Origin of the sequence: Verminephrobacter aporrectodeae subsp. tuberculatae At4 (assembly GCF_000193225.1) — a bacterium.
In the GTDB taxonomy this organism is placed as follows: Bacteria; Pseudomonadota; Gammaproteobacteria; order Burkholderiales; family Burkholderiaceae_C; genus Acidovorax; species Acidovorax aporrectodeae.
On record NZ_AFAL01000404.1, the window covers coordinates 1 to 19738 of the forward strand.

A 19738-nucleotide genomic window follows, 5' to 3' on the forward strand; every position below is an offset into this window, starting at 1 on the left:
TTCCACGCTCACCCCCGAGGGCATTGATTACTTCTTTTTCTCCAACTCCGGGTCCGAGGCGAACGACACCAACATTCGCCTGGCACAGTCCTACTGGCAGTTGCTGGGCAGGCCCGAGCGCAAAGTGATCATCAGCCGAAACAATGCGTATCACGGCAGCACCATTGCCGCAGCCAGCCTTACGGGGATGGCCAGCATGCACGACATCCCCGCGTGCCCGATCGATGGCATCGTCCACATCGCCAACCCGGATTGGTACGCCTGCGCACAGGACATGACGGAGGATGAATATGGGCTGCAAACCGCCCAGGCACTGGAAGCCAAGGTTCTGGAACTCGGTGCGGAGAACATCGCTGCCTTTTTCGCTGAGCCCATCCAGGGTGCGGGCGGTGTCATCGTTGCGCCCAAGACCTATTGGCCAGAAATACAGCGTATCTGCCGCAAGTACGACATTCTGCTGGTAGCCGACGAGGTAATCACCGGCTTCGGCCGCACCGGCGCGTGGTTCGGTGCGCAGACTTTCGGCATCCAGCCCGACCTGATGACGCTGGCCAAGGGTCTGTCTTCTGGCTACCTGCCGATTTCCGCGAGCGGCGTCAGCGAGCGCGTAGCCAAGGTGCTGCGCAGCAAACCCGGTCGATTTCCCCATGGCTACACCTACAGCGGTCACCCCGCTGCGGCCGCTGCTGCGCTGAAGAACATTGAGATCATGGAGCGCGAGCGCCTGGTCCAGCAGGTAGGCGAGCGCACGGGGCCCTGCTTCCAGAACGCCCTGGCCCGTCTGCTCGACCACCCGATGGTCGGCCATGTGCGCGGCCATGGCCTGATGGCCTGCGTCGTGTTCAGCCCGGACAAGACCCGGCGCGCCGCGTTCAATCCCCTGGGCGGCTTTGCCACCAAGGTGCGCAACCACTGCTTCGCCAATGGGCTGGTCACCCGCGCTGTGGGCGATGGTCTGGTGTTCGCCCCGCCGCTGGTGATTACCGAGGCGCAGATTGGCGAACTGGTGCACAAGCTGCGCAAGAGCCTGGACGAAGTGCTCGCCCAAGGCGTATGAAAAAGCGCCATATCGCGGTGGCGCGGCTCTGGTTTGAAGGCAATTCCTTTTGCCCACGCCACACCACGCTGAAGGACTTCCAGGCCCGCGAATGGCATGACGCGGCGAGCATGGTCGCCTGTTACAAAAATACCCGCATCGAAATGGGCGCGGTCGTGGACTGGATGCATGCGCATGCAGCCGACTACCAGGTGCATGTGCTGCGCTGCGCCGCAGCCCCACCGGGGGGGCCGTTGGATACCGGTGTCTATGACGCCATCGCGAATGACATCGTGCATGGATTGCAGCAGTTGCAGGCACTGCATCCCCTGGATGGGGTCTACCTGTCTCTGCATGGCGCAATGCTTGCGCTGGACAACGATAACGCCGATTACGCTCTGGTCAAAAGGGTACGCGAGTGCCTTGGCGGGAAAATCCCGCTGGCGCTGAGCTTTGATTTGCATGCCAACCACGACCCGCAGCTTGGCGATCTGGCTGACATCGTGGTGGGCTACAAAACCTATCCGCACGTGGATATGTACGAGACGGCAGAGCGCGCGCTGAATCTGCTGCACCGCTCTTTGCTTGGAGAAATTCGCCCGCTCAGCCATGTGGCGAGTACGGGGGTGGTCCTGCCCAGCCACGCAATGGCCACCGCGGCGGGCCCGATGCACGCGCTCGAAACCATGGCGCACAGCATGGTGGCACGACGGCAGGCACTGGATGTCACGCCTTTTGGCGGTTTCGGCTACGCCGATACTGTCCGGACCTCATCCAGCATCACCGTCTGCGTCGATGCACTGCAGCATTCCGGCTTTGATGCGGCAAAACAGCATGCCGCGATGTTGGCGCAGAAGATGGTGGATGCACTGCACGCCCGGCGAGCCGATTTCGTGCCCACGTTGCCCAATTCATCCGAGGGCTTGCGCGCGGCGTTTGATTATCTGGAGCGGCACGCGGGATGTGTTGCCCTTGCAGATCCCGCGGACAACCCGCTGTCCGGAGGGAGCGGAGACACCACCGGCTTGTTTGCCGCATTGATGGCGCACCCGCTTCGACAGGAAACGGTCTTCGCCTTCTTTCATGACCCGGTGCTCGTCGGTCGATGCCATGCTCTGGGTGTCGGTGCGCGTTTGCAGGCCCGGCTTGGGGGGCGTGTCGTGCCGGAGTACGGCGCCCCGGTCGCCTTTGACGCTGCGGTGGAGCGTCTCACGAACGGTGATTTCGTCAACGACGGTCCCATGGAGCAAGGTTTGGCGTGCCATATCGGACGCACCGCGGTACTGCGTGGGATCGAACAACCATTGCTGCGGGTCGTGTTGACGGAGACTTGCCAATCCCCCAACGACATGGCCTGGTGCCGCCTGCATGGCATCGACTTGCAGCAGGTTCGCCTGCTGTGCATCAAGGCGAAGAACCATTTCCGGGCCGCCTTTGCGAGCCACTTGGCCTGCATCATCAACGTTGACGCTCCAGGCCCGGCCATGCTGGACTTCCGCCAACTGCCCTACCGGTTTCTCCCGCGCAACCGGCTTTCCTGAAATCACCTGGCGGCGAATCCATGGCTGAGTTGCTTGTCGAGAATTTGCATAAATCCTATGGTCCCCACGCGGTGCTCCAGGGCGTTGACCTGTCTGCCGAAAAGGGCGACGTGATCAGCGTGATCGGATCCTCCGGATCTGGCAAGAGCACTTTGCTGCGCTGCATCAACCTTCTGGAAAAACCCAGCGAAGGCCGCATTTCCATCCGCGGTGAAGCGCTGACACTGCAGCGCCGTGCCCATGGATATCTGGATTGCAGCTGCGCCAAGCAGTTGCAGCGCATGCGCACCCGCCTTGCCATGGTGTTCCAGAATTTCAATCTGTGGTCGCACATGACGGTATTGGAGAACGTGATCGAAGCACCCATGCATGTACTCGGCTTGTCCCGCGGGCAAGCCGTCGAGCGTGCCCGCCATTATCTGGACCAAGTGGGTGTCGGCCAACGTGATCGAGACTATCCCGCCCATCTGTCGGGTGGCCAGCAGCAACGTGTGGCCATTGCACGCGTGCTGGCGATGGAGCCCGACGTGATGTTGTTCGACGAACCCACCAGCGCACTGGACCCCGAACTGGTATCCGAAGTGCTTGCGGTCATGCAGGCCCTGGCCCGCGAAGGCCGCACGATGATCGTGGTGACGCATGAAATGGGGTTTGCGCGCAATGTATCCAGCCAGGTGATCTTTCTGCACCAAGGAAGAATCGAAGAGCAAGGACTGCCTGCCACCGTATTGACCAGCCCGCAAAGCGTTCGCCTGCAACAGTTCCTGTCTGGCGCGCTCAAATAGGCGTTGCCGCCAAACTCAGCGCAGGCCGAGCAGATTGACGCCATGGCAACCCGAACTCAGCCCGGACCGGAGTGCGTCAGAATGCCCGCTCACCAGCGGATCATGAGCAGGGTCTGCACGGCGAACAGCAGCAGAAAGACGGCCATGCAGGCATCGATCTGGCGACCGTACCGAAGATACAGGCTTTGCACCAGGCTTTGGCCAAAAATCAATGCGACGCTCGAATACCACAGGATTTCAAAGCTGCTGCAAATGGCGATCACGGCAGCCTTCTCCAGCAGACTGCGCTCTACCGCCAGAAAACCGGCAAATATGCTCACCATGAATGCAATGGTCTTCATATTGGTCAAATTGATCAATACCCCGGTACGCCATGCGCGCCAAAACCCCATAGGGAGCATGGCCTGTGGTTTGCCTGCTGCAGGATCCGCAGACTTCATCGCGTTGCGCGCCAGCAGGAAGGCGATATAGATCAGATAAATGGCTCCGGCCATGGTGGCGATCGGACTGAACCACGGATAGTTGTGGATCAGCACGGCCAATCCGGTCACCGACGATATGGAAAACATCAGACCGACCATGACGATGCCCATCGATGCCCCAACTCCCGCACGAATCGAGTTGGCGGCCGCAAACCGGCTGACCAAGAGGAAATTGGGTCCCGGGCTGATGACGGCGAATATGTAGATCAAAGCGGCTGCAAGCATGGGGAAGACTCCGTGTGCAGGCCCGGAGGCCGGGGTTTGAAGTCGAGCGAACACGGACCCGTGGTGGTGCCACGGCACATGGGTTGCGGTGCCCAGTATGAAGCAGGAAGAATAGTTGATATGGGAGCATGGTTATTGGCTGTTTCGTGCACAGGGCGAATCACACCAGCGCGCGGGCGCTGCTGCCGACCGCAGGCCGGCGGCGGACGAACCCGGGAACATCCTGCGCAGATGCTGAGAGCATTCTGCTGTCCGAGCAGAATAGGCTCTTTGCCGAACTCGCCGCCACCGGGCCGGTGCACCGCGCCTGGCTGGGCGGAAATCCCTTGGCCCCCGTGACCGATATGTGCCTGTGTTTCCAACCGGAGTGTTCAAATGATGTCCAGCATGGAATCTGCCCCACAGCGTCGCCCCAGTGCCGCAATCCCCGCGTCCGGCGCGGCGACTGGAATCCGGCCCGACGGGCGTGCGGTGCTCATCGTGGTCGACGTGCAAAACGGCTTTATCCCCGGCGGAGCGCTGCCCGTGGTCCGGGGCGACGAGGTGGTTCCGGTCGTCAACCGCATCGCCACGGCCTTTGAAAACGTGGTCATCACGCAGGACTGGCATCCCCCGGGCCATGCGTCCTTCGCGAGCGCCCATGCGGGCAAGAAGCCCTTTGACAGCACCCGGCTCGCTTACGGCCAGCAGGTGCTGTGGCCCGACCACTGCGTGCAGGGCAGCGAGGACGCGGCGCTGCACAGGGACCTGCAGCTGCCCCGGGCGCAGCTGATCCTGCGCAAGGGCTTTCATCCGCACGTGGACAGCTACTCCGCGTTCACGGAGGCCGACCGCAAAACCACCACCGGCCTGGCCGGCTACCTCCGGCAGCGCGGAATCAGGCGCGTGTTCGTCGCCGGCCTGGCGACCGACTTCTGCGTCGCCTGGACGGCGCTCGACGCGCGGCGCCTGGGCTTCGAGGCCCATGTCATCGAGGACGCCTGCCGCGCCATCGACCTCGACGGCTCGCTCTCGGCCGCCTGGAAGCAGATGCTGGCCCGGGGCGTGCGGCGCATACAGTCCGGCGACCTGCGCATCGCCTGACAGCAGGCCGTCGTCGGCGCGCAAGCCGCGCAAAGCGGTGGTGGCCGGTGCCTGATCTTCAAACCCCGAGGTAGGCCATTTTTACCCGGTCATTGGCCAGCAGATTCTTGCCGGTGTCGGCCAGCACCACGCGCCCGGTTTCCAGCACGTACCCGCGATCGGCGACCTGCAGCGCCTTGTTGGCGTTCTGCTCGACCAGGAAAACGGTGACGCCGTCGTCGCGGATCGTGCGGATGATGTCGAAGATCTGCGCGATGACCAAGGGCGCCAGGCCGAGCGTGGGCTCGTCGAGCAGCAGCAGCCGGGGTCGGCTCATCAGGGCGCGGCCGATCGCGAGCATCTGCTGCTCGCCGCCCGACATGGTGCCGGCGCGCTGTCCCGCGCGCTGGTTCAGCCTCGGAAACAGCTTGAACATGCGCTCGAGGTCCTCCTCGAGCACATGGCGGTCGGCAAAGAAGCCGCCCATCTGCAGGTTCTCGAGAACGGTCAGGCCGGGAAAGATGCGCCGGCCCTCGGGCGCGATCGCCAGCCCCAAGCGCATGATTTCGTGGGTACTGCGGTGCGTGATGTCCTGGCCGTCGAACAGCACGCGCCCGCTGGAGGCGCGCGGAGCGCCGCAGACGGTCATCATCAGCGTCGTCTTGCCCGCGCCGTTGCTGCCGATCAGGGTGACGATCTCGCCCTTTCTGACCTCCATGGATACGCCGCACAGCGCCTGCACGGCGCCGTAGTGGGTGTGGACCTGCTCCAGTTCCAGCATCAGTCCTCTCCCAGGTAGGCCTTGATCACGCGCGGGTCATTGCGCACCGCTTCCGGCTTGCCGGTGACGATCGGGCGGCCGTGTTCCATCACCAGGATGCGGTCGGAGACGCCCATCACCAGGCTCATGTCGTGCTCGATCAGCAGCACCGCGATGCCGAACTCGCAGCGCAGGCTGTCGATGAGTTGCTGCAGTTCGATCTTCTCTTGCGGATTCAGGCCCGCGGCAGGCTCGTCGAGCATGAGCAGACAGGGCTTGGTGATCATGCAGCGCGCAATCTCCAGGCGGCGCTGGTGGCCGTAGGAGAGCGTTGCGGCCTCCCGGTTGGCGAACTGCGTCAGGCCCATGCGGTCCAGCCAGTGGGCGCAGCGCTCGAGCGCCTCGCGCTCGGCCCGGCGGTACGCCGGCGTGGCGAACAGGCCATGCAGGAGCCCGCTCTTGACCTGGCGATGCTGCGCCACCATCAGGTTCTCGACCACGGTCAATTGCTTGAAGAGGCGGACGTTCTGGAAGGTGCGCACCAATCCCTTTTGCGCCACCAGATGGCTCGGCAGGCCCGTAATGCACTGTCCGTCGAGCAGCACCTGGCCGCTGCTGGGCTTGTAGAAGCCGCCGACGCAATTGAACACCGTGGTCTTGCCCGCCCCGTTGGGGCCGATGATGGCGAAGACCTCGTTGCGGCGGACGCCGAAATCCACGCCGTCAACGGCGAGCAGGCCCCCGAAGCGCATTTGCAGACCGGAGACACCGAGCAGTTCCGGTCGCTGGACGTCGGTCATTGCGGCAATTCCACGTGGGGACGGCTCGCGGGCAGCAGGCCCTGCGGGCGCCACATCATCATCAGGACCATCACCAGACCGAAGATCAGCATGCGGTACTCCGCGAAGCCGCGCGCCAGTTCCGGCAGCACGGTGAGCAAGATGGCGGCGAGGATCACGCCAAGCTGCGAGCCCATGCCCCCGAGGATCACCACCGCAAGGATCAGCGCCGATTCGATGAAGGTGAAGGACTCGGGAGTCACCAGTCCCTGGCGTGCCGCGAAGAAGGCCCCGCCGAGGCCCGCGAAGGCCGCCCCCAGCGTGAACGCCGAGAGCTTGACGCGCGTCGGATTCAGGCCCAGCGAGCGGCACGCGATCTCGTCCTCGCGCAGCGCCTCCCAGGCCCGGCCCATCGGCATGCGGACCAGCCGGCTGGTGACGAAGAGCGTGCAGCCCACAAGCAGCAGCGCCAGCAGGTACAGGTACAGCACCATGTGCTCGCCGCTGTAGGTCCAGCCGAGCAGTTCGTGGAAGGTCCGGGCGCCTTCGACCTTGGCGTTGCGCGCCATTTCGACGCCGAACACGGTGGGCTTCTGGATCCCGGAGATGCCGTCCGGACCGCCCGTCAGGCTGCTGAGGTTGTTCAGCATCAGGCGGATGATCTCGCCGAAGCCCAGGGTGACGATGGCCAGGTAGTCGCCGCGCAGGCGCAGCACCGGAAAGCCGAGCAGGAAGCCGAACGTCGCGGACATCAGGGCCGCGATCGGCAGGCATTCCCAGAAGCCGAATCCGAAGTACTGGTTGAGCAGCGCGTAGGTGTATCCGCCGACGGCGTAAAAGCCCGCGTAGCCCAGATCGAGCAGCCCCGCAAAACCCACGACGATGTTCAGACCCAGGCCCAGGATGACGTAGATGAGCGCCAGCGTGGCAACGTCGATCGCACCGCGCGAGCCGAAGAATGGCCAGATCAGGCCGGCCGCGAGCAGGACCCAGATGGCCGCACTTTGCTGGCGTGGCGCCAGCGCCGCAATCTTCGGCAGCCGCACGGCGCCGCACCTGCGGGCAAGAAAGGGCCGGAGCGACTGGAACAGGAACACCGCGATCATGGCAATCCAGACCGCACGCCAGTGCGGCTCCAGAACCACCTTGTAGCCGTCGAGCTTGATGCGCAGGCCGAGCACGGGAATGGTCAGCAGCGCCGTCAGCAGCGCGGCGAGCGTGGCGTTCTTCAGCGTCGCGTGCAGCGGCACCGACGGGGCCCGGGATGGAACGGAAATGCTTTGCGTCAAAGGGCCCTCACACCTTCTCCACATCCGGCTTGCCCAGCAGACCGGTGGGGCGAAACAGCAAGACGAGGACGAGCAGGCCGAAGGCCACCACGTCCTTGTACTCGGTGGGCATGTACCCGGAAGCAAAGGTCTCGGCCAGTCCCAGCAGCACGCCACCGAGCATCGCGCCGGGGACGCTGCCGATACCGCCGAGCACCGCGGCCGTGAAAGCCTTGATGCCGGCGATGAAGCCGATGAAGGGGTTGAGTTTTCCGATGCTCAGCCCGATCAGCACGCCACCGACGGCGGCCAGCATGGCGCCGAGCACGAAGGTCAGGGAGATCACCTTGTTGGTGTCGATTCCCAGCAGGTTCGCCATGCGCATGTCCTCGGAGCACGCGCGGCAGGCGCGGCCCATGCGCGATCGGCTGATGAACAGGGTCAGCGCGATCATCAGCACCAGCGTCACGCCCACGATCAGCAGGCGCGCGTAGGGCAGCGTGACCGTGAAGTCGCCGCCCATATTGAACTCCAGGGCACCGGAGACGACGACGGGAACGGAGACGTCGCGCGCGCCCTGACCGATCAGCATGTAGTTCTGCAAGAAGATCGACATCCCGATCGCCGAGATCAGCGGAACCAGCCGGGGCCCGCCGCGCAGGGGACGGTAGGCCACGCGCTCGATGACGAAGCCGTACGCCCCCGTGACCACGACCGACACCAGCAGCGCCGCGCCGAGCACCAGCGGCAAGGGGTAGCCCGCCTGCGTGCCGATGGCGGTCAGCGCAACCAGGCCGACGTAGCCGCCGATCATGTAGATCTCGCCATGCGCGAAGTTGATCATGCCGATGATCCCGTAGACCATCGTGTAGCCGATGGCGATCAGGGCATAGATCGCACCCAGCGTCAGACCATTGATCAGCTGCTGGGTGAACTGGGGGAGGAATGCGTCCATTTTTTGGGATGCACCGAGCCGTAGCCCGGGTTCCGGGTTCAGTCGGCGGCGGTCTTGGTGGCGTCCTTGTGCCAGGTGAAGACGACGAACTTGAACGACTTCAGGTCGCCCTGGGCGTCGTAGCCGACCGTGCCGATCGGGGTCTGGAAGGGGTTCTTGTGCATGAAGTCTGCGACCTTGGCCGGGTCAGCGCTCTTGGTGCCGGCCATGGCGTCGGCAATGATCTTCACACCCGCGTAGGCGGTCAGCTGAAACGGGCCATTCACGTCGCGCTGCTTGTCGGCAAAGGCCCGGACGACTGCCGCGTTCGCCGGGTCCGTCGAGAAGTCGGCGGGGAGCGTCAGCAGCATGCCCTCGGAGGCCGCTCCGGCGATCGCCGTCACGTCCTTGTTGCCCACGCCCTCGGGGCCCATGAAGGTCACCTTCACGCCCTGTTCGTTTGCCTGGCGCAGCAGCAGGGCCATTTCCGGGTGGTAGCCGCCAAAGTAGACGAAGTCCACGCCCAGCGATTTGAGCTTGGTGATGACGGCCGAGTAGTCGGAGTCGCCCGCGTTGATCCCCTCGAAGAGCACGACGGGAACCTTGGCCGTATCCAGGGCCTTCTTCACGATGGAAGCGATGCCCTGGCCGTAGGACTGCTTGTCGTGCAGCACGGCGACCTTCTTGGGCTTGACCTTGGCGATGATGTACTGCGCCGCTGCCGGGCCCTGCTGGTCGTCGCGGCCAATGGTGCGGAAGATGAACTTGCGCTTCTTGCCCTCGGTCAGTTGCGGCGCCGTGGCCGACGGCGTGACCATCACCACGCCCTCGTTCTCGTAGATTTCCGCACTCGGGATGGTCGATCCGGAGCAGACATGGCCGATGACGAACTTGATCCCCTGGCTGACGATCTTGTTGGCCACCGCCACGGCCTGCTTGGGCTCGCAGGCGTCGTCCAGCAGGACCGGCTCCAGCGTGTTCCCGCCGGCACCGCCTGCGGCATTGATCTGCTCGATCGCGGTCAGGGCGCCGGCCTTGACCATGTCTCCATATTGGGCGAGCGCGCCGCTGGACGGGCCGGCGATGGCGATCTTCACCGTATCCGCGTGCGCGGACAGGCCAAGAATGGCAAGCGCGGCAGCGGCCGCGATCGAATGGGGACGAATCCTGGATTGCATGGCAGTCTCCTCTGGGTTGAAGTGGATGGGCGCGGGCCGAAGTCTACAGTCCGAAGCGCCACGCAAGCGATGGGCGCATCGTCCGAAAAGGATATCAATTGTCGTGCCAGATCTTCCTTTGGCCGGGAAATCCCTTAGCGTCGGTGCCACCCGACAGAGCGGCGGGCTGCGGTCGTCAGTGAGAGGCGGGCTTTGCCGGTGGTGGTGTCGGCTGCTGCGCCTGGACCCTGGCATCCATGATGGCCAGTGCCGTGTTTCTGCCCGCGTCGAAACTGGCGACCATATTGGACAGGACGGTCGCATTGAACGCAGCGATACCGAAAACCACCGTGATGCCCGTCGCAATGATGATGTTCCTTGTCATCTTGGCATCTGCCTTGCCCTCTTTGCGTACCTCGGTAAACTGTTCTTGCATGCTCTCCATCTTCGAGAACATGATATTGAACTTGCCCTCAATTGACGCGATGCGCGCATCCATCCGGACTTCGATGGCTTCGAGTTTTGCATCCAGGAGATCTTTGGTTACTTCGGTCATAACTGCAGTGGTAGTGGCGGAATCATCAGCCAATGGCGCCTGATTCGGGTCATTAAAATCTCCGGGCTCCACATGCTGTGCAGTTTCTGTGAGCCCGTTGGCTTTCATATTTTCAGGATCAGTAAGTACTCCTCTGCTACTGTACACCAATCGGATATTATTGGAAATGGTAGACGCTTCGCTCCTGGAATAGGAGCTTTCGGAGATTGACGACTGGCCCGTTTCTTGGCCAACTGATTGCAATTTCACTGTCATTATTTGGCCGATGAACCGCTGAGCAGTCCTCCGAGCGTTTCATGCAGTCTCCGGGCGTCGGCCTCCGTCATTTCCAGAGTTGCCAATGCACAATTCACTGGATGGCTCACTGGCTGGTCCTGCATGTTATCGGTAGTGATATGAAACTGTACCCGTAGCGCATGGATCAACACGACTGGGTCGCCGGATGGTTCTCCGCGCATAACACTTACTGCAAACGCTCCGCCCTTAACGTCCACATATTTGTAGTCATTCGCGAATTTCCAACCTTCGACCTTGATATTGGTTGTCGTTTGTATAACCATCGGATTTCCCTTTTGAGTTCATCCGGACTCTACCAGATCATGGCCCCGAACAATCATCCTGTGATATCAAGTTCAGCATGGGCACATGCGTGGCGCATAGCCATGCAGCGGCAGTCGAACCCTGACCCCGTCCATTTTCGCGCAAGGCCCACCCCCCTGTGAACCCATGGGTGCTGCCCGTCATTTCTTGTCGCGCAGCTCGCGGCGCAGGATCTTGCCCACCGGGGTCTTGGGCAGCTCGGTGCGGAACTCGATCAGCTTGGGCTGCTTGTAGCCCGTGAGTTCCTTGTGGCAGAACTCGCGCAGCTGGGCCTCGGTCAGGTCTGCGGACTTTTTCACGACGACGAGTTTCACGGCTTCGCCGGTCTTTTCATCGGGCACGCCGACCACGGCGCATTCGAGCACACCGGGGCAGTTGGCAACGACCTGCTCGACCTCGTTGGGGTAGACGTTGAAGCCGCTGACCAGCACCATGTCCTTTTTGCGGTCGATGATCTTGAAGAAGCCGCGCCCGTCGATCACGCCGATGTCGCCGGACTTGAAGTAGCCGTCCGCGGTCATGGCCTGCGCGGTTTCTTCGGGGCGCTGCCAGTAGCCGGCCATCACCTGCGGGCCTTTGATGGCGATCTCTCCGGGCTGGCCGGGTTGCGTCACTTCCTTGCCTTCGTCGTCGAGCAGTTTCATCCAGGTGCCCGGAATCGGCACGCCGATGGTGCCGGTGAATTCGGTCACCGTCACCAGGTTGCAGCTGACCGAGGGGCTGGTTTCCGAAAGGCCGTAGCCCTCGCAGACGGGGCAGCCGGTCTTCTCCAGCCAGAGCTTGGCCACTGCGTCCTGCACCGCCATGCCGCCGCCGAGCGAGACCCTGAGGTTCGTCCAGTCAACGCTGCCAAAGTCCGGGTGGTTCGCCAAGCCATTGAACAGGGTGCTGACGGCCGGGAAGCTGTGGAAGCGGTGCTTGGACAGTTCCTTGAGCACGGCGGGCAGGTCGCGCGGATTGGGGATCAGGATGGTTTTGCCGCCCAAGCGCATGGAAAGCATCATGTTCACGGTGAACGCGAAGATGTGGTAGAGCGGCAGCGCGCAGACGGCGGTGGGCTGTTCGCCAGCGGGGATCTTCTCCATCGCGGGGGCGTTCCAGGCCTCGGTCTGCAGCACGTTCGCGATCACGTTGCGGTGCAACAGCACCGCGCCCTTGCTCACGCCCGTGGTGCCGCCGGTGTACTGCAGCAGTGCGATGTCGTCGGGCGCGATGCCGGGTTTGCGCAGCGTGCCCTGCGTGCCCTGCGCCAGGGCGTCGTTGAAGCGCACGGCGCGCGGCAGCGCATAGGCCGGAACCATTTTCTTGACCTTGCGCACCACGTAGTTCACCAGCGCGCCCTTGAGCAGGCCGAGCTGGTCGCCCATGGCGCACAGCACCACGTGCTCGACGGGCGTGCGGGCCAGGCATTGCTCCAGCGTGGTGGCAAAGTTCTCGATGAGCACGATGGCCTTGGCGCCCGAGTCCTTGAGCTGGTGCTCGAGCTCGCGCGGGGTGTACAACGGGTTCACGTTGACCACCACCAGGCCCGCGCGCAGGATCGCCGCGACCACCACGGGGTACTGCGGCACGTTGGGCAGCATGATCGCCACGCGCTCGCCCGGGGCCAGGCCCAGGCCCTGCAGGTAGGCCGCGAACGCCCTGCTCAGCGCGTCGGTCTGCGCGTAGCTCACGTCCTTGCCCATGAAGCTGTAGGCGACGCGGTCGGCGTATTTCGCGAAGGCCTCGTCCATGAGCGCGACGAGAGATGCGTAGCGCGTGGCGTCGATGTCGGCGGGCACGCCTTGCGGATAGGCGGCCAGCCAGGGGCGGTCAGTTGTCATATGGGTCTCCTCCAAACTGCTCACTACCAGGGGAATCCTGGGATTGTCTTCGCCGGGGATGGGTCTGCGGGGATGTGCTTTCCCCTATGCGAGTCCCCGGAAAAGACCGTGCGAACGGGGTTCTTCTTACTCGATGGCCTTGGCGATGTCCTCGACGATCTTTTTCGCGTCGCCGAAGACCATCATGGTTTTGTCCAGGTAGAACAGCTCGTTGTCCAGGCCCGCGTAGCCCGCCGCCATCGAGCGCTTGTTCACGATCACGGTCTTGGCCTTGTAGGCCTCGAGGATCGGCATGCCGTAGATCGGGCTGCCCTTGGTGTGCGCCGCGGGGTTGACCACGTCGTTCGCGCCAAGGATGATGGCCACGTCGATTTGGCCGAATTCGCCGTTGATGTCTTCCATCTCGAAGACTTGGTCGTAGGGCACCTCGGCCTCGGCCAGCAGCACGTTCATGTGGCCGGGCATGCGGCCGGCGACGGGATGAATCGCGTATTTCACGCTCACGCCCTTTTCCCCGAGCTTGGCGGCCAGTTCCTTGACGGCGTGCTGGGCGCGCGCCACGGCCAGCCCGTAGCCCGGAACGATGACCACGGTTTCGGCGTTGCCGAGCACGAAGGCCGCGTCGTCGGCGCTGCCGCTCTTCACGCTGCGCTGCGCCTGGCCGCCCGCTGCGGCGGCCGTGGCGTCGCCGCCAAAGCCGCCCAGGATCACGTTGAAGAACGAGCGGTTCATGGCCTTGCACATGATGTAGCTCAGGATCGCGCCGGAACTGCCGACCAGCGACCCCGCGATGATCAGCATGGCGTTGTTCAGCGAGAAGCCGATTCCGGCCGCCGCCCAGCCCGAGTAGCTGTTGAGCATGGACACCACCACCGGCATGTCCGCACCGCCAATCGGAATGATGATCAGCACGCCGAGCACGAAGGACAGCGCCAGCATGGCAAAAAACGCCGCCCAGTTCCCGCTGAACATGAACAGCAGGCCCAGCCCCACGGTCGCCAGCCCCAGCACCAGGTTCAGCAGATGCTGGCCGGCAAACTGCACCGGCGCACCCTGGAACAGGCGCAACCGGTACTTGCCCGAGAGCTTGCCGAACGCGATCACCGAGCCGCTGAACGTGATGGCGCCGATGGCCGCGCCCAGAAAGAGTTCGAGCCGGTTGCCCGCCGGGATCGGCTGCCCTTTGGCCACGATCTGGAAGGCCCAGGGCTCGGCCACCGCCGCGACGGCGATGAACACCGCCGCCAAGCCGATCATGCTGTGCATGAAGGCCACGAGCTCGGGCATCCTGGTCATCTCCACCCGATGCGCCATGAAAGCGCCAGCGCCCCCCCCGAGCAGCAGCGCGGCGAGCACGTACACCATGCCCTCGGCCCGGCCCCCGGACAGCGTCACGACGAGCGCCGCCGTGGTCAGGACGGCGATCGCCATGCCGAGCATGCCAAAGACGTTGCCACGGATCGACGTGGTGGGATGCGACAGGCCCTTGAGGGCCTGGATGAAGCAGACGCTGGCGACCAGGTACAGCAGCGTGACGAGATTCATGCTCATGCCGGGCCTCCCTGCGCGCCGGGGGCGGCTTTTCTTTCCTTTTTCTTGAACATTTCGAGCATGCGCCGCGTGACGAGAAAGCCGCCGAAGACGTTCACCGCGGCCAGCGCCACGGCGAGCACGCCCATGCTCTTGCCCAGCGCAGTCTCCGTGAGGGCCGCGGCGAGCATGGCGCCCACGATCACGATCGCCGAGACGGCATTCGTCACCGCCATGAGCGGCGTGTGCAAGGCTGGCGTGACGGTCCACACAACGTGGTAGCCCACGTAGATCGCGAGCACGAAGATGATGAGATTGATCAGGGTGGGGGAGACGGCGTCCATGGGAGTCCTTCGTTGGGCATTGCATTCAGCGGGTGGGGGGATGCCTGTCCCGCAGATCCTGCAGTCGGCTCATGCGCGTTTCACCGTGCCCGCGTGCGCCACGAGGCAGGCCGCGACGATGTCGTCCTGCAAGTCCATGTGCAGCGCACCGTCCGGGTTGACGATGAGTTTGAGAAAGTCCAGCACGTTGCGCGCGTACAGCGCCGACGCGTCGGCCGCCACGAGCGCGGGCAGATTGGTCTCGCCCACCAGCGTGACGCCATGCTTGACGACGGTCTTGCCGGCTTCGGTGAGCGGGCAGTTGCCGCCTTGCGGGGCGGCGATGTCGACGATCACCGACCCGGCCTTCATCGATCGGACCATGTCCTCGGTGACCAGCACCGGCGCGGGTCGGCCCGGGATCAGCGCGGTGCTGATGAGCACGTCGGCCTGCGCCACGCGCTTGGCCACCTCCACCTTCTGGCGCTCGAGCCAGCTTTGCGGCATGGGCCGGGCGTAGCCCCCCACGCCCTCGGCGGCGTCCCTTTCCTCCTGCGTCGTGCAGGGCACGTCGATGAACCGCGCGCCCAGCGATTCCACCTGCTCCTTGACGCCGGGACGCACGTCGGAGGCCTCGATCACGGCCCCGAGCCGCTTCGCCGTGGCGATGGCCTGCAGCCCCGCGACCCCCACGCCCAGGATCACCACGCGCGCGGCCTTCACGGTGCCCGCAGCGGTCATGAGCATGGGGAAGAAGCGCTGGTAGCGGTCCGCGGCAATCAGCACGGCCTTGTAGCCGGCGATATTCGCCTGCGAGGACAGCACGTCCATGCTCTGCGCCCGCGTGGTGCGCGGAGCCGCTTCCAGCGCGTAGGCCGTCACCCCCGCAGTGGCCAGCCGTTGCAGGCCCGCGGCATCGAAGGGATTGAGCATGCCCACCAGCGTGGCGCCAGCGCGCAGCCGCGGCGTTTCGGCCTCCACGGGGCAGCGGACCTTGAGCACCAGGTCCGCGCTCCAGGCCGCCGCGGCGTCGGAAATCTCCGCCCCGGCGGCCACGTAGGCCGCATCGGGAACGCTCGCCGCGATGCCCGCACCGGCTTCGATGCGCAGCACGTGCCCCTGGGCCTTGAGCTTTTTGACCGTCTCGGGCGTTGCGGCGACCCGGGTCTCGCCTGCCATGGATTCCGCAGGCACTCCAATTTGCATGTCATCTCCTCGATGGGGTCTGTTGAGACTGCTTGCCGGGCGCGAGCTTACATGAAGAAATCTCCCTTACTGCCGCGTCCCCGCCCCGGTCGCCTGGTCTGATTTCTCCGCCGTTCTGTCATAACATGCATGCATCGCCAGACAGAGGATGCCGCAAATGACCATCACCACCGTTTCATCACGCGACTTCGCACGCGACTTGGCCACGGCGAAGAAGGCCACCAGCGCGGGCCCGGTGTTCATCACGGACAGGGGAAGGCCCGCGTTGGCACTGCTCAGGATCGAGGACTACTACCGGTTGGCGGGCGAGAAACCCCGCACCCTCCTGGACGCCATGGACGCCATTGCTTGCCCGCCAGGAATCGATTTTCCGGCGGAGCGCGTTCGCGACTGGCCCCGCGAGACCGAGCTCGGCTGATTCGGCGTGTTCATTCTCGACACCTGCGTCCTGGCCGAGCTGCGCGCCAACAAGCCGCGGGCTGCGCAGGCGGTGAGGGCATGGGCAAGCCAGCAGCCCATGGCCGGGCTCTACCTCTCGGCCGTAACGCTCATGGAACTGGAGATCGGGGTGCAGCGCATGCAGCGCAAGGACCCCGTGCAAGGCGCGCACCTGCGGGCCTGGGCGGAACGAACCACCGAGCGCTTCGAGGACCGCATCCTGCCCATCACGGCGCGCACGGCGTGGGTGTGCGCAAGTCTGCACGTGCCGAATCCACGCCCCCTGGGAGACTCCCTGATCGCTGCGACCGCCCTGGAGCACGGCTTTACCGTGGTGACGCGAAACCTCGCCGACTTCGCCGGAACGGGCGTCAAAATCCACGACCCCTGGACGCAAACCGCTGTCGATTGACAGCGTCCGTCAGTGCACCTCCTGCGCGAGCGCGCCCGAGGCGTACCGGGAGGCCATCGCCGACAGGCCGTGCCCCTCGATCCTGGCGCCCTGGCCCTCGCAACCGAACGCGATGTAACGCTGCCGGCAAACCGCCTTGGCGGCCTCGCGCGCCGGTTTGAGCCACTCGCGGGCGTCGAACTTCTCGGGGTTTTCAAACAGGAACTTGCGCACCGCGGCCGTCATGGCCAGGCGGACGTCCGTGTCGATGTTGATCTTGCGCACGCCATGCCGGATGGCTTCCTGGATTTCCTCGACGGGAACGCCGTAGGTTTCCTTGATCTTGCCGCCGTACTGGTTGATTTCGGCAAGCAACTCGGCGGGCACCGACGAGGAGCCGTGCATCACCAGATGCGTGTTCGGAAGGCGCTGGTGGATTTCCTTCACGCGGTCGATCGCCAGAATGTCGCCCGTGGGCCGGCGGCTGAACTTGTAGGCGCCATGGCTGGTGCCGATGGCGATCGCCAGCGCGTCGAGCTGCGTGGCTTGCACGAACACGGCGGCCTCCTCGGGGTCGGTGAGCATCTGGCTGTGGTCGAGCCGGCCAGCGGCGCCGATGCCGTCTTCCTCGCCGGCGTCGCCGGTCTCCAGGTTGCCCAGGCAGCCGAGTTCGCCCTCGACGGTGACGCCCACCTTGTGCGCCATCGCGACCACCCTGCGCGTCACGTCCACGTTGTAGTCGAACGAGGCGGGGTCTTGCCGTCTTCCATCAGCGAGCCGTCCATCATCACCGAGCCAAAGCCCAGGTCGATCGCGCCCTGGCAGACCTTGGGCGATGTGCCGTGGTCCTGGTGCATCACCAGCGGAATATGCGGAAAGGCCTCGGCGGCCGCCTGGATCAGGTGCTTGATGAAGGGCTCGCCCGCGTACTTGCGCGCGCCCGCGCTGGCCTGCAGGATCACGGGCGCGCCGGTCTCGTGCGCGGCCGCCATCACGGCCTGGACCTGTTCCAGATTGTTCACGTTGAAGGCCGGAATGCCATAGCCATTGCTGGCCGCATGGTCGAGCAGTTCGCGCATCGAAACGAGGGGCATGGTCGTAGGGTCCGTTCGGACGTTCAGGGTTGGGGGCCGGGTATTGCGGTGTGGTCGCCGCTTCGGAGTCGGTGATTTTACCGAGGGTCAGCATCACCGGCGGAACGGATGAATCCATGCGAACCCGGCGGGCCCCGATCCCATGTCGCCATCTGGACAGAGTAAAAACGAACGACCGTGCTACAACTGCGCCGCACCCAGGAGACGCAGCGCATGGATCTCGCATTCACCCCCGAAGAACAGGCCTTCCGCGAGGAGGTTCGCGCCTGGGTCCGCGCCCATCTGCCCCAGGACATTTCCCGCAAGGTGCGCAACGCGCTGCGGCTGACCCGTGCCGACTACCAAGACTGGGCCAGGATTCTGGGCAAGAAGGGCTGGCTCTGCTTTGGCTGGCCCCGGGAGTTTGGCGGTCCCGGCTGGACCGTGGTGCAAAAGCACCTGTTCGAAGAGGAATGCGCGCTGGCCGGCACGCCCCGCATCATCCCGTTCGGTCCGGTGATGGTCGCGCCGGTGCTCATGGCCTTCGGCAGCGCCGCGCAGCAAAGGCGCTTCCTGCCCGGGATCGCCAGCGGCGAGGTGTGGTGGAGCCAGGGCTACAGCGAACCGGGATCGGGCTCGGACCTGGCCTCGATCAAGACCCGCGCCGAGCGCGTGGGCGACAAGTACATCGTGAACGGCCAGAAAACCTGGACCACCTTGGGCCAGTACGGCGACTGGATGTTCAACTTGGTGCGCACCAGCACCGAGGGCAAGCCCCAGGCCGGCATCTCGTTCCTGCTGCTGGACATGAAGTCGCCCGGCGTCACCGTGCGCCCGATCAAGTTGCTCGACGGCGAGTGCGAGGTCAACGAGGTGTTCTTCGACAAGGTCGAGGTGCCCGCCGAGAACCTGGTCGGAGAAGAGAACAAGGGCTGGACCTACGCCAAGCACCTGCTCGCGCACGAGCGCACGAATATCGCCGACGTGAACCGCAGCAAGCGCGAGCTCGAGCGCCTGAAGCGCATCGCCAAGGCAGAAGGCGTGTGGGACGACGCACGCCTGCGCGACCAGATCGCGCTGCTCGAGGTGGACGTCGTGGCGCTCGAAATGCTGGTGCTGCGCGTGCTCTCGGCGGAGAAGTCGGGCAAGAACCCGCTGGACATCGCCGGCCTGCTCAAGATCCGCGGCAGCGAGATCCAGCAGCGCCTTGCCGAGCTGATGATGCTCGCCGCCGGCCCGTTCTCGCTGCCCTTCATCGAAGAGGCCATGGAGGCCGGCTGGCAGGGCGACTTTCCCGGCGGCGTCGCGGCCAACGCCGCGCTTGCGCCAAGCTATTTCAACCTGCGCAAGACCACCATCTACGGCGGCTCAAACGAGGTGCAGCGCAACATCGTCGCGCAGACCCTGCTCGGTTGAGCGTGGCGCGCGCGCAGTTCCATCCCGGGGAGGCAAGAACATGGATTTCGATTTTTCCGACGACCAAGCGCAGCTGCGCGACGCCGTGCGCAAATGGGTGGACAGGGGCTACGGCTTCGAGCGCCGCCGGGCCATCGTGGCCGCGGGGGGCTTTGCGCGCGCGGCATGGAACGAGCTCGCCGCTCTGGGCCTCATGGCCCTGACGCTGCCCGAAGCCCACGGCGGCATGGGCCAGGGCGCGATCGACGCCATGGTGGTGGCCGAGGAACTGGGCCGCGGAATCGTCCTGGAGCCGATTGCGCAGGCCTTCATCGCGGGCAGCGTGCTGTCGAAGCACGCGCCGGCCGCCGTGC

The 19738-nt window shown here is 64.6% G+C and carries 20 protein-coding genes and 1 pseudogene; 8 read left to right on the plus strand and 13 right to left on the minus strand.

Features of this window, described 5'->3' with window-relative positions:
- The 3 genes from VTU_RS0111565 to VTU_RS0111575 form a co-directional block, all read left to right on the plus strand.
- Positions 1-1057 (plus strand): aminotransferase (locus VTU_RS0111565; protein ID WP_010104360.1); only part of this gene is annotated, 1057 nt, incomplete at its 5' end.
- Positions 1054-2577 (plus strand): M81 family metallopeptidase, encoded by a 1524-nt coding sequence (locus VTU_RS0111570; protein WP_010104362.1) that lies wholly within the window; start codon positions 1054-1056, stop codon positions 2575-2577. The genes VTU_RS0111565 and VTU_RS0111570, both read left to right, overlap by 4 nt.
- A gap of 20 nt (positions 2578-2597) precedes the next feature.
- A complete protein-coding gene (locus VTU_RS0111575; protein WP_010104363.1) occupies positions 2598-3362 on the plus strand; it encodes an ABC transporter ATP-binding protein in 765 nt (254 codons plus the stop codon).
- Between the two features lie 89 nt (positions 3363-3451).
- Here the strand turns inward: VTU_RS0111575 and VTU_RS0111580 are convergent, their stop codons facing one another.
- A complete protein-coding gene (locus VTU_RS0111580) occupies positions 3452-4069 on the minus strand; it encodes a LysE family translocator (protein ID WP_010104364.1) in 618 nt (205 codons plus the stop codon).
- 387 nt (positions 4070-4456) lie between these two features.
- Between VTU_RS0111580 and pncA the strand changes: the two genes are divergently transcribed.
- The gene (gene pncA / locus VTU_RS0111585; RefSeq protein WP_029554322.1) at positions 4457-5152 is read left to right on the plus strand and encodes a bifunctional nicotinamidase/pyrazinamidase; all 696 of its coding nucleotides are present in this window, start codon (positions 4457-4459) and stop codon (positions 5150-5152) included.
- 58 nt (positions 5153-5210) lie between these two features.
- Here the strand turns inward: pncA and VTU_RS0111590 are convergent, their stop codons facing one another.
- From VTU_RS0111590 to VTU_RS0111635, 11 genes are all read right to left on the minus strand, one after another.
- Positions 5211-5912: an ABC transporter ATP-binding protein gene (locus VTU_RS0111590; protein WP_010104366.1), complete on the minus strand. Its 702-nt coding sequence runs from the start codon at positions 5910-5912 to the stop codon at positions 5211-5213.
- Positions 5912-6691, minus strand: coding sequence for a high-affinity branched-chain amino acid ABC transporter ATP-binding protein LivG (livG, locus tag VTU_RS0111595; RefSeq protein WP_010104367.1), 780 nt, complete (start codon positions 6689-6691; stop codon positions 5912-5914). The genes VTU_RS0111590 and livG overlap by 1 nt, the downstream gene beginning before the upstream one ends.
- Positions 6688-7959, minus strand: a complete 1272-nt coding sequence (locus VTU_RS0111600) for a high-affinity branched-chain amino acid ABC transporter permease LivM (RefSeq protein ID WP_010104368.1) — start codon at positions 7957-7959, stop codon at positions 6688-6690. The genes livG and VTU_RS0111600 overlap by 4 nt, the downstream gene beginning before the upstream one ends.
- 7 nt (positions 7960-7966) lie before the next feature.
- Positions 7967-8893 carry a high-affinity branched-chain amino acid ABC transporter permease LivH gene (gene livH / locus VTU_RS0111605; RefSeq protein WP_010104370.1) on the minus strand — a complete coding sequence of 309 codons (927 nt, stop codon included), beginning with the start codon at positions 8891-8893 and terminating at the stop codon, positions 7967-7969.
- A 38-nt stretch (positions 8894-8931) separates the two neighbouring features.
- Positions 8932-10050 (minus strand): branched-chain amino acid ABC transporter substrate-binding protein, encoded by a 1119-nt coding sequence (locus VTU_RS0111610; protein WP_010104374.1) that lies wholly within the window; start codon positions 10048-10050, stop codon positions 8932-8934.
- 175 nt (positions 10051-10225) lie between these two features.
- Entirely contained in the window at positions 10226-10693 is a 468-nt protein-coding gene (locus VTU_RS0111615) for a hypothetical protein (RefSeq protein ID WP_138927865.1), read from the minus strand.
- Positions 10694-10839: 146 nt separating this feature from the next.
- On the minus strand, positions 10840-11145 hold the full coding sequence (locus VTU_RS32740; RefSeq protein ID WP_138927866.1) for a hypothetical protein: 306 nt from the start codon (positions 11143-11145) through the stop codon (positions 10840-10842).
- A gap of 180 nt (positions 11146-11325) precedes the next feature.
- Entirely contained in the window at positions 11326-13008 is a 1683-nt protein-coding gene (locus VTU_RS0111620) for a long-chain-fatty-acid--CoA ligase (protein WP_010104378.1), read from the minus strand.
- A 126-nt stretch (positions 13009-13134) separates the two neighbouring features.
- A complete protein-coding gene (locus VTU_RS0111625; protein WP_010104380.1) occupies positions 13135-14559 on the minus strand; it encodes an NAD(P)(+) transhydrogenase (Re/Si-specific) subunit beta in 1425 nt (474 codons plus the stop codon).
- Positions 14556-14882: an NAD(P) transhydrogenase subunit alpha part 2 gene (locus VTU_RS0111630; protein ID WP_010104381.1), complete on the minus strand. Its 327-nt coding sequence runs from the start codon at positions 14880-14882 to the stop codon at positions 14556-14558. The genes VTU_RS0111625 and VTU_RS0111630 overlap by 4 nt, the downstream gene beginning before the upstream one ends.
- 69 nt (positions 14883-14951) lie before the next feature.
- The gene (locus VTU_RS0111635) at positions 14952-16067 is read right to left on the minus strand and encodes a Re/Si-specific NAD(P)(+) transhydrogenase subunit alpha (protein ID WP_010104383.1); all 1116 of its coding nucleotides are present in this window, start codon (positions 16065-16067) and stop codon (positions 14952-14954) included.
- 157 nt (positions 16068-16224) lie between these two features.
- Between VTU_RS0111635 and VTU_RS0111640 the strand changes: the two genes are divergently transcribed.
- Both VTU_RS0111640 and VTU_RS0111645 read left to right on the plus strand, forming a co-directional pair.
- Positions 16225-16485, plus strand: a complete 261-nt coding sequence (locus VTU_RS0111640; protein ID WP_010104385.1) for a type II toxin-antitoxin system Phd/YefM family antitoxin — start codon at positions 16225-16227, stop codon at positions 16483-16485.
- Positions 16486-16491: 6 nt separating this feature from the next.
- Positions 16492-16917: a type II toxin-antitoxin system VapC family toxin gene (locus tag VTU_RS0111645; protein ID WP_010104387.1), complete on the plus strand. Its 426-nt coding sequence runs from the start codon at positions 16492-16494 to the stop codon at positions 16915-16917.
- 9 nt (positions 16918-16926) lie between these two features.
- Here VTU_RS0111645 and fba read toward each other — a convergent pair.
- Positions 16927-17990 (minus strand): annotated as a pseudogene (fba, locus tag VTU_RS26970) (class II fructose-bisphosphate aldolase).
- A gap of 213 nt (positions 17991-18203) precedes the next feature.
- Between fba and VTU_RS0111655 the strand changes: the two are divergent.
- Together VTU_RS0111655 and VTU_RS0111660 are read left to right on the plus strand one after the other, a co-directional pair.
- Positions 18204-19385, plus strand: a complete 1182-nt coding sequence (locus VTU_RS0111655) for an acyl-CoA dehydrogenase family protein (RefSeq protein ID WP_010104388.1) — start codon at positions 18204-18206, stop codon at positions 19383-19385.
- A gap of 40 nt (positions 19386-19425) precedes the next feature.
- Positions 19426-19738 (plus strand): acyl-CoA dehydrogenase family protein (locus VTU_RS0111660; RefSeq protein ID WP_010104390.1); only part of this gene is annotated, 313 nt, incomplete at its 3' end.

Excerpts from the sequence above, each read along its gene's own strand:
- VTU_RS0111630 (WP_010104381.1), bottom strand. The coding sequence starts at position 14,882 with ATGGACGCCGTCTCCCCCACCCTGATCAATCTCATCATCTTCGTGCTC.
- VTU_RS0111590 (WP_010104366.1), bottom strand. The coding sequence starts at position 5,912 with ATGCTGGAACTGGAGCAGGTCCACACCCACTACGGCGCCGTGCAGGCG.
- VTU_RS0111640 (WP_010104385.1), top strand. The coding sequence starts at position 16,225 with ATGACCATCACCACCGTTTCATCACGCGACTTCGCACGCGACTTGGCC.
- VTU_RS0111570 (WP_010104362.1), top strand. The coding sequence starts at position 1,054 with ATGAAAAAGCGCCATATCGCGGTGGCGCGGCTCTGGTTTGAAGGCAAT.
- livG (WP_010104367.1), bottom strand. The coding sequence starts at position 6,691 with ATGACCGACGTCCAGCGACCGGAACTGCTCGGTGTCTCCGGTCTGCAA.
- VTU_RS32740 (WP_138927866.1), bottom strand. The coding sequence starts at position 11,145 with ATGGTTATACAAACGACAACCAATATCAAGGTCGAAGGTTGGAAATTC.
- VTU_RS0111610 (WP_010104374.1), bottom strand. The coding sequence starts at position 10,050 with ATGCAATCCAGGATTCGTCCCCATTCGATCGCGGCCGCTGCCGCGCTT.
- pncA (WP_029554322.1), top strand. The coding sequence starts at position 4,457 with ATGGAATCTGCCCCACAGCGTCGCCCCAGTGCCGCAATCCCCGCGTCC.
- VTU_RS0111580 (WP_010104364.1), bottom strand. The coding sequence starts at position 4,069 with ATGCTTGCAGCCGCTTTGATCTACATATTCGCCGTCATCAGCCCGGGA.
- VTU_RS0111635 (WP_010104383.1), bottom strand. The coding sequence starts at position 16,067 with ATGCAAATTGGAGTGCCTGCGGAATCCATGGCAGGCGAGACCCGGGTC.
- VTU_RS0111615 (WP_138927865.1), bottom strand. The coding sequence starts at position 10,693 with ATGAAAGCCAACGGGCTCACAGAAACTGCACAGCATGTGGAGCCCGGA.
- VTU_RS0111655 (WP_010104388.1), top strand. The coding sequence starts at position 18,204 with ATGGATCTCGCATTCACCCCCGAAGAACAGGCCTTCCGCGAGGAGGTT.
- VTU_RS0111625 (WP_010104380.1), bottom strand. The coding sequence starts at position 14,559 with ATGAGCATGAATCTCGTCACGCTGCTGTACCTGGTCGCCAGCGTCTGC.
- VTU_RS0111620 (WP_010104378.1), bottom strand. The coding sequence starts at position 13,008 with ATGACAACTGACCGCCCCTGGCTGGCCGCCTATCCGCAAGGCGTGCCC.
- VTU_RS0111575 (WP_010104363.1), top strand. The coding sequence starts at position 2,598 with ATGGCTGAGTTGCTTGTCGAGAATTTGCATAAATCCTATGGTCCCCAC.
- livH (WP_010104370.1), bottom strand. The coding sequence starts at position 8,893 with ATGGACGCATTCCTCCCCCAGTTCACCCAGCAGCTGATCAATGGTCTG.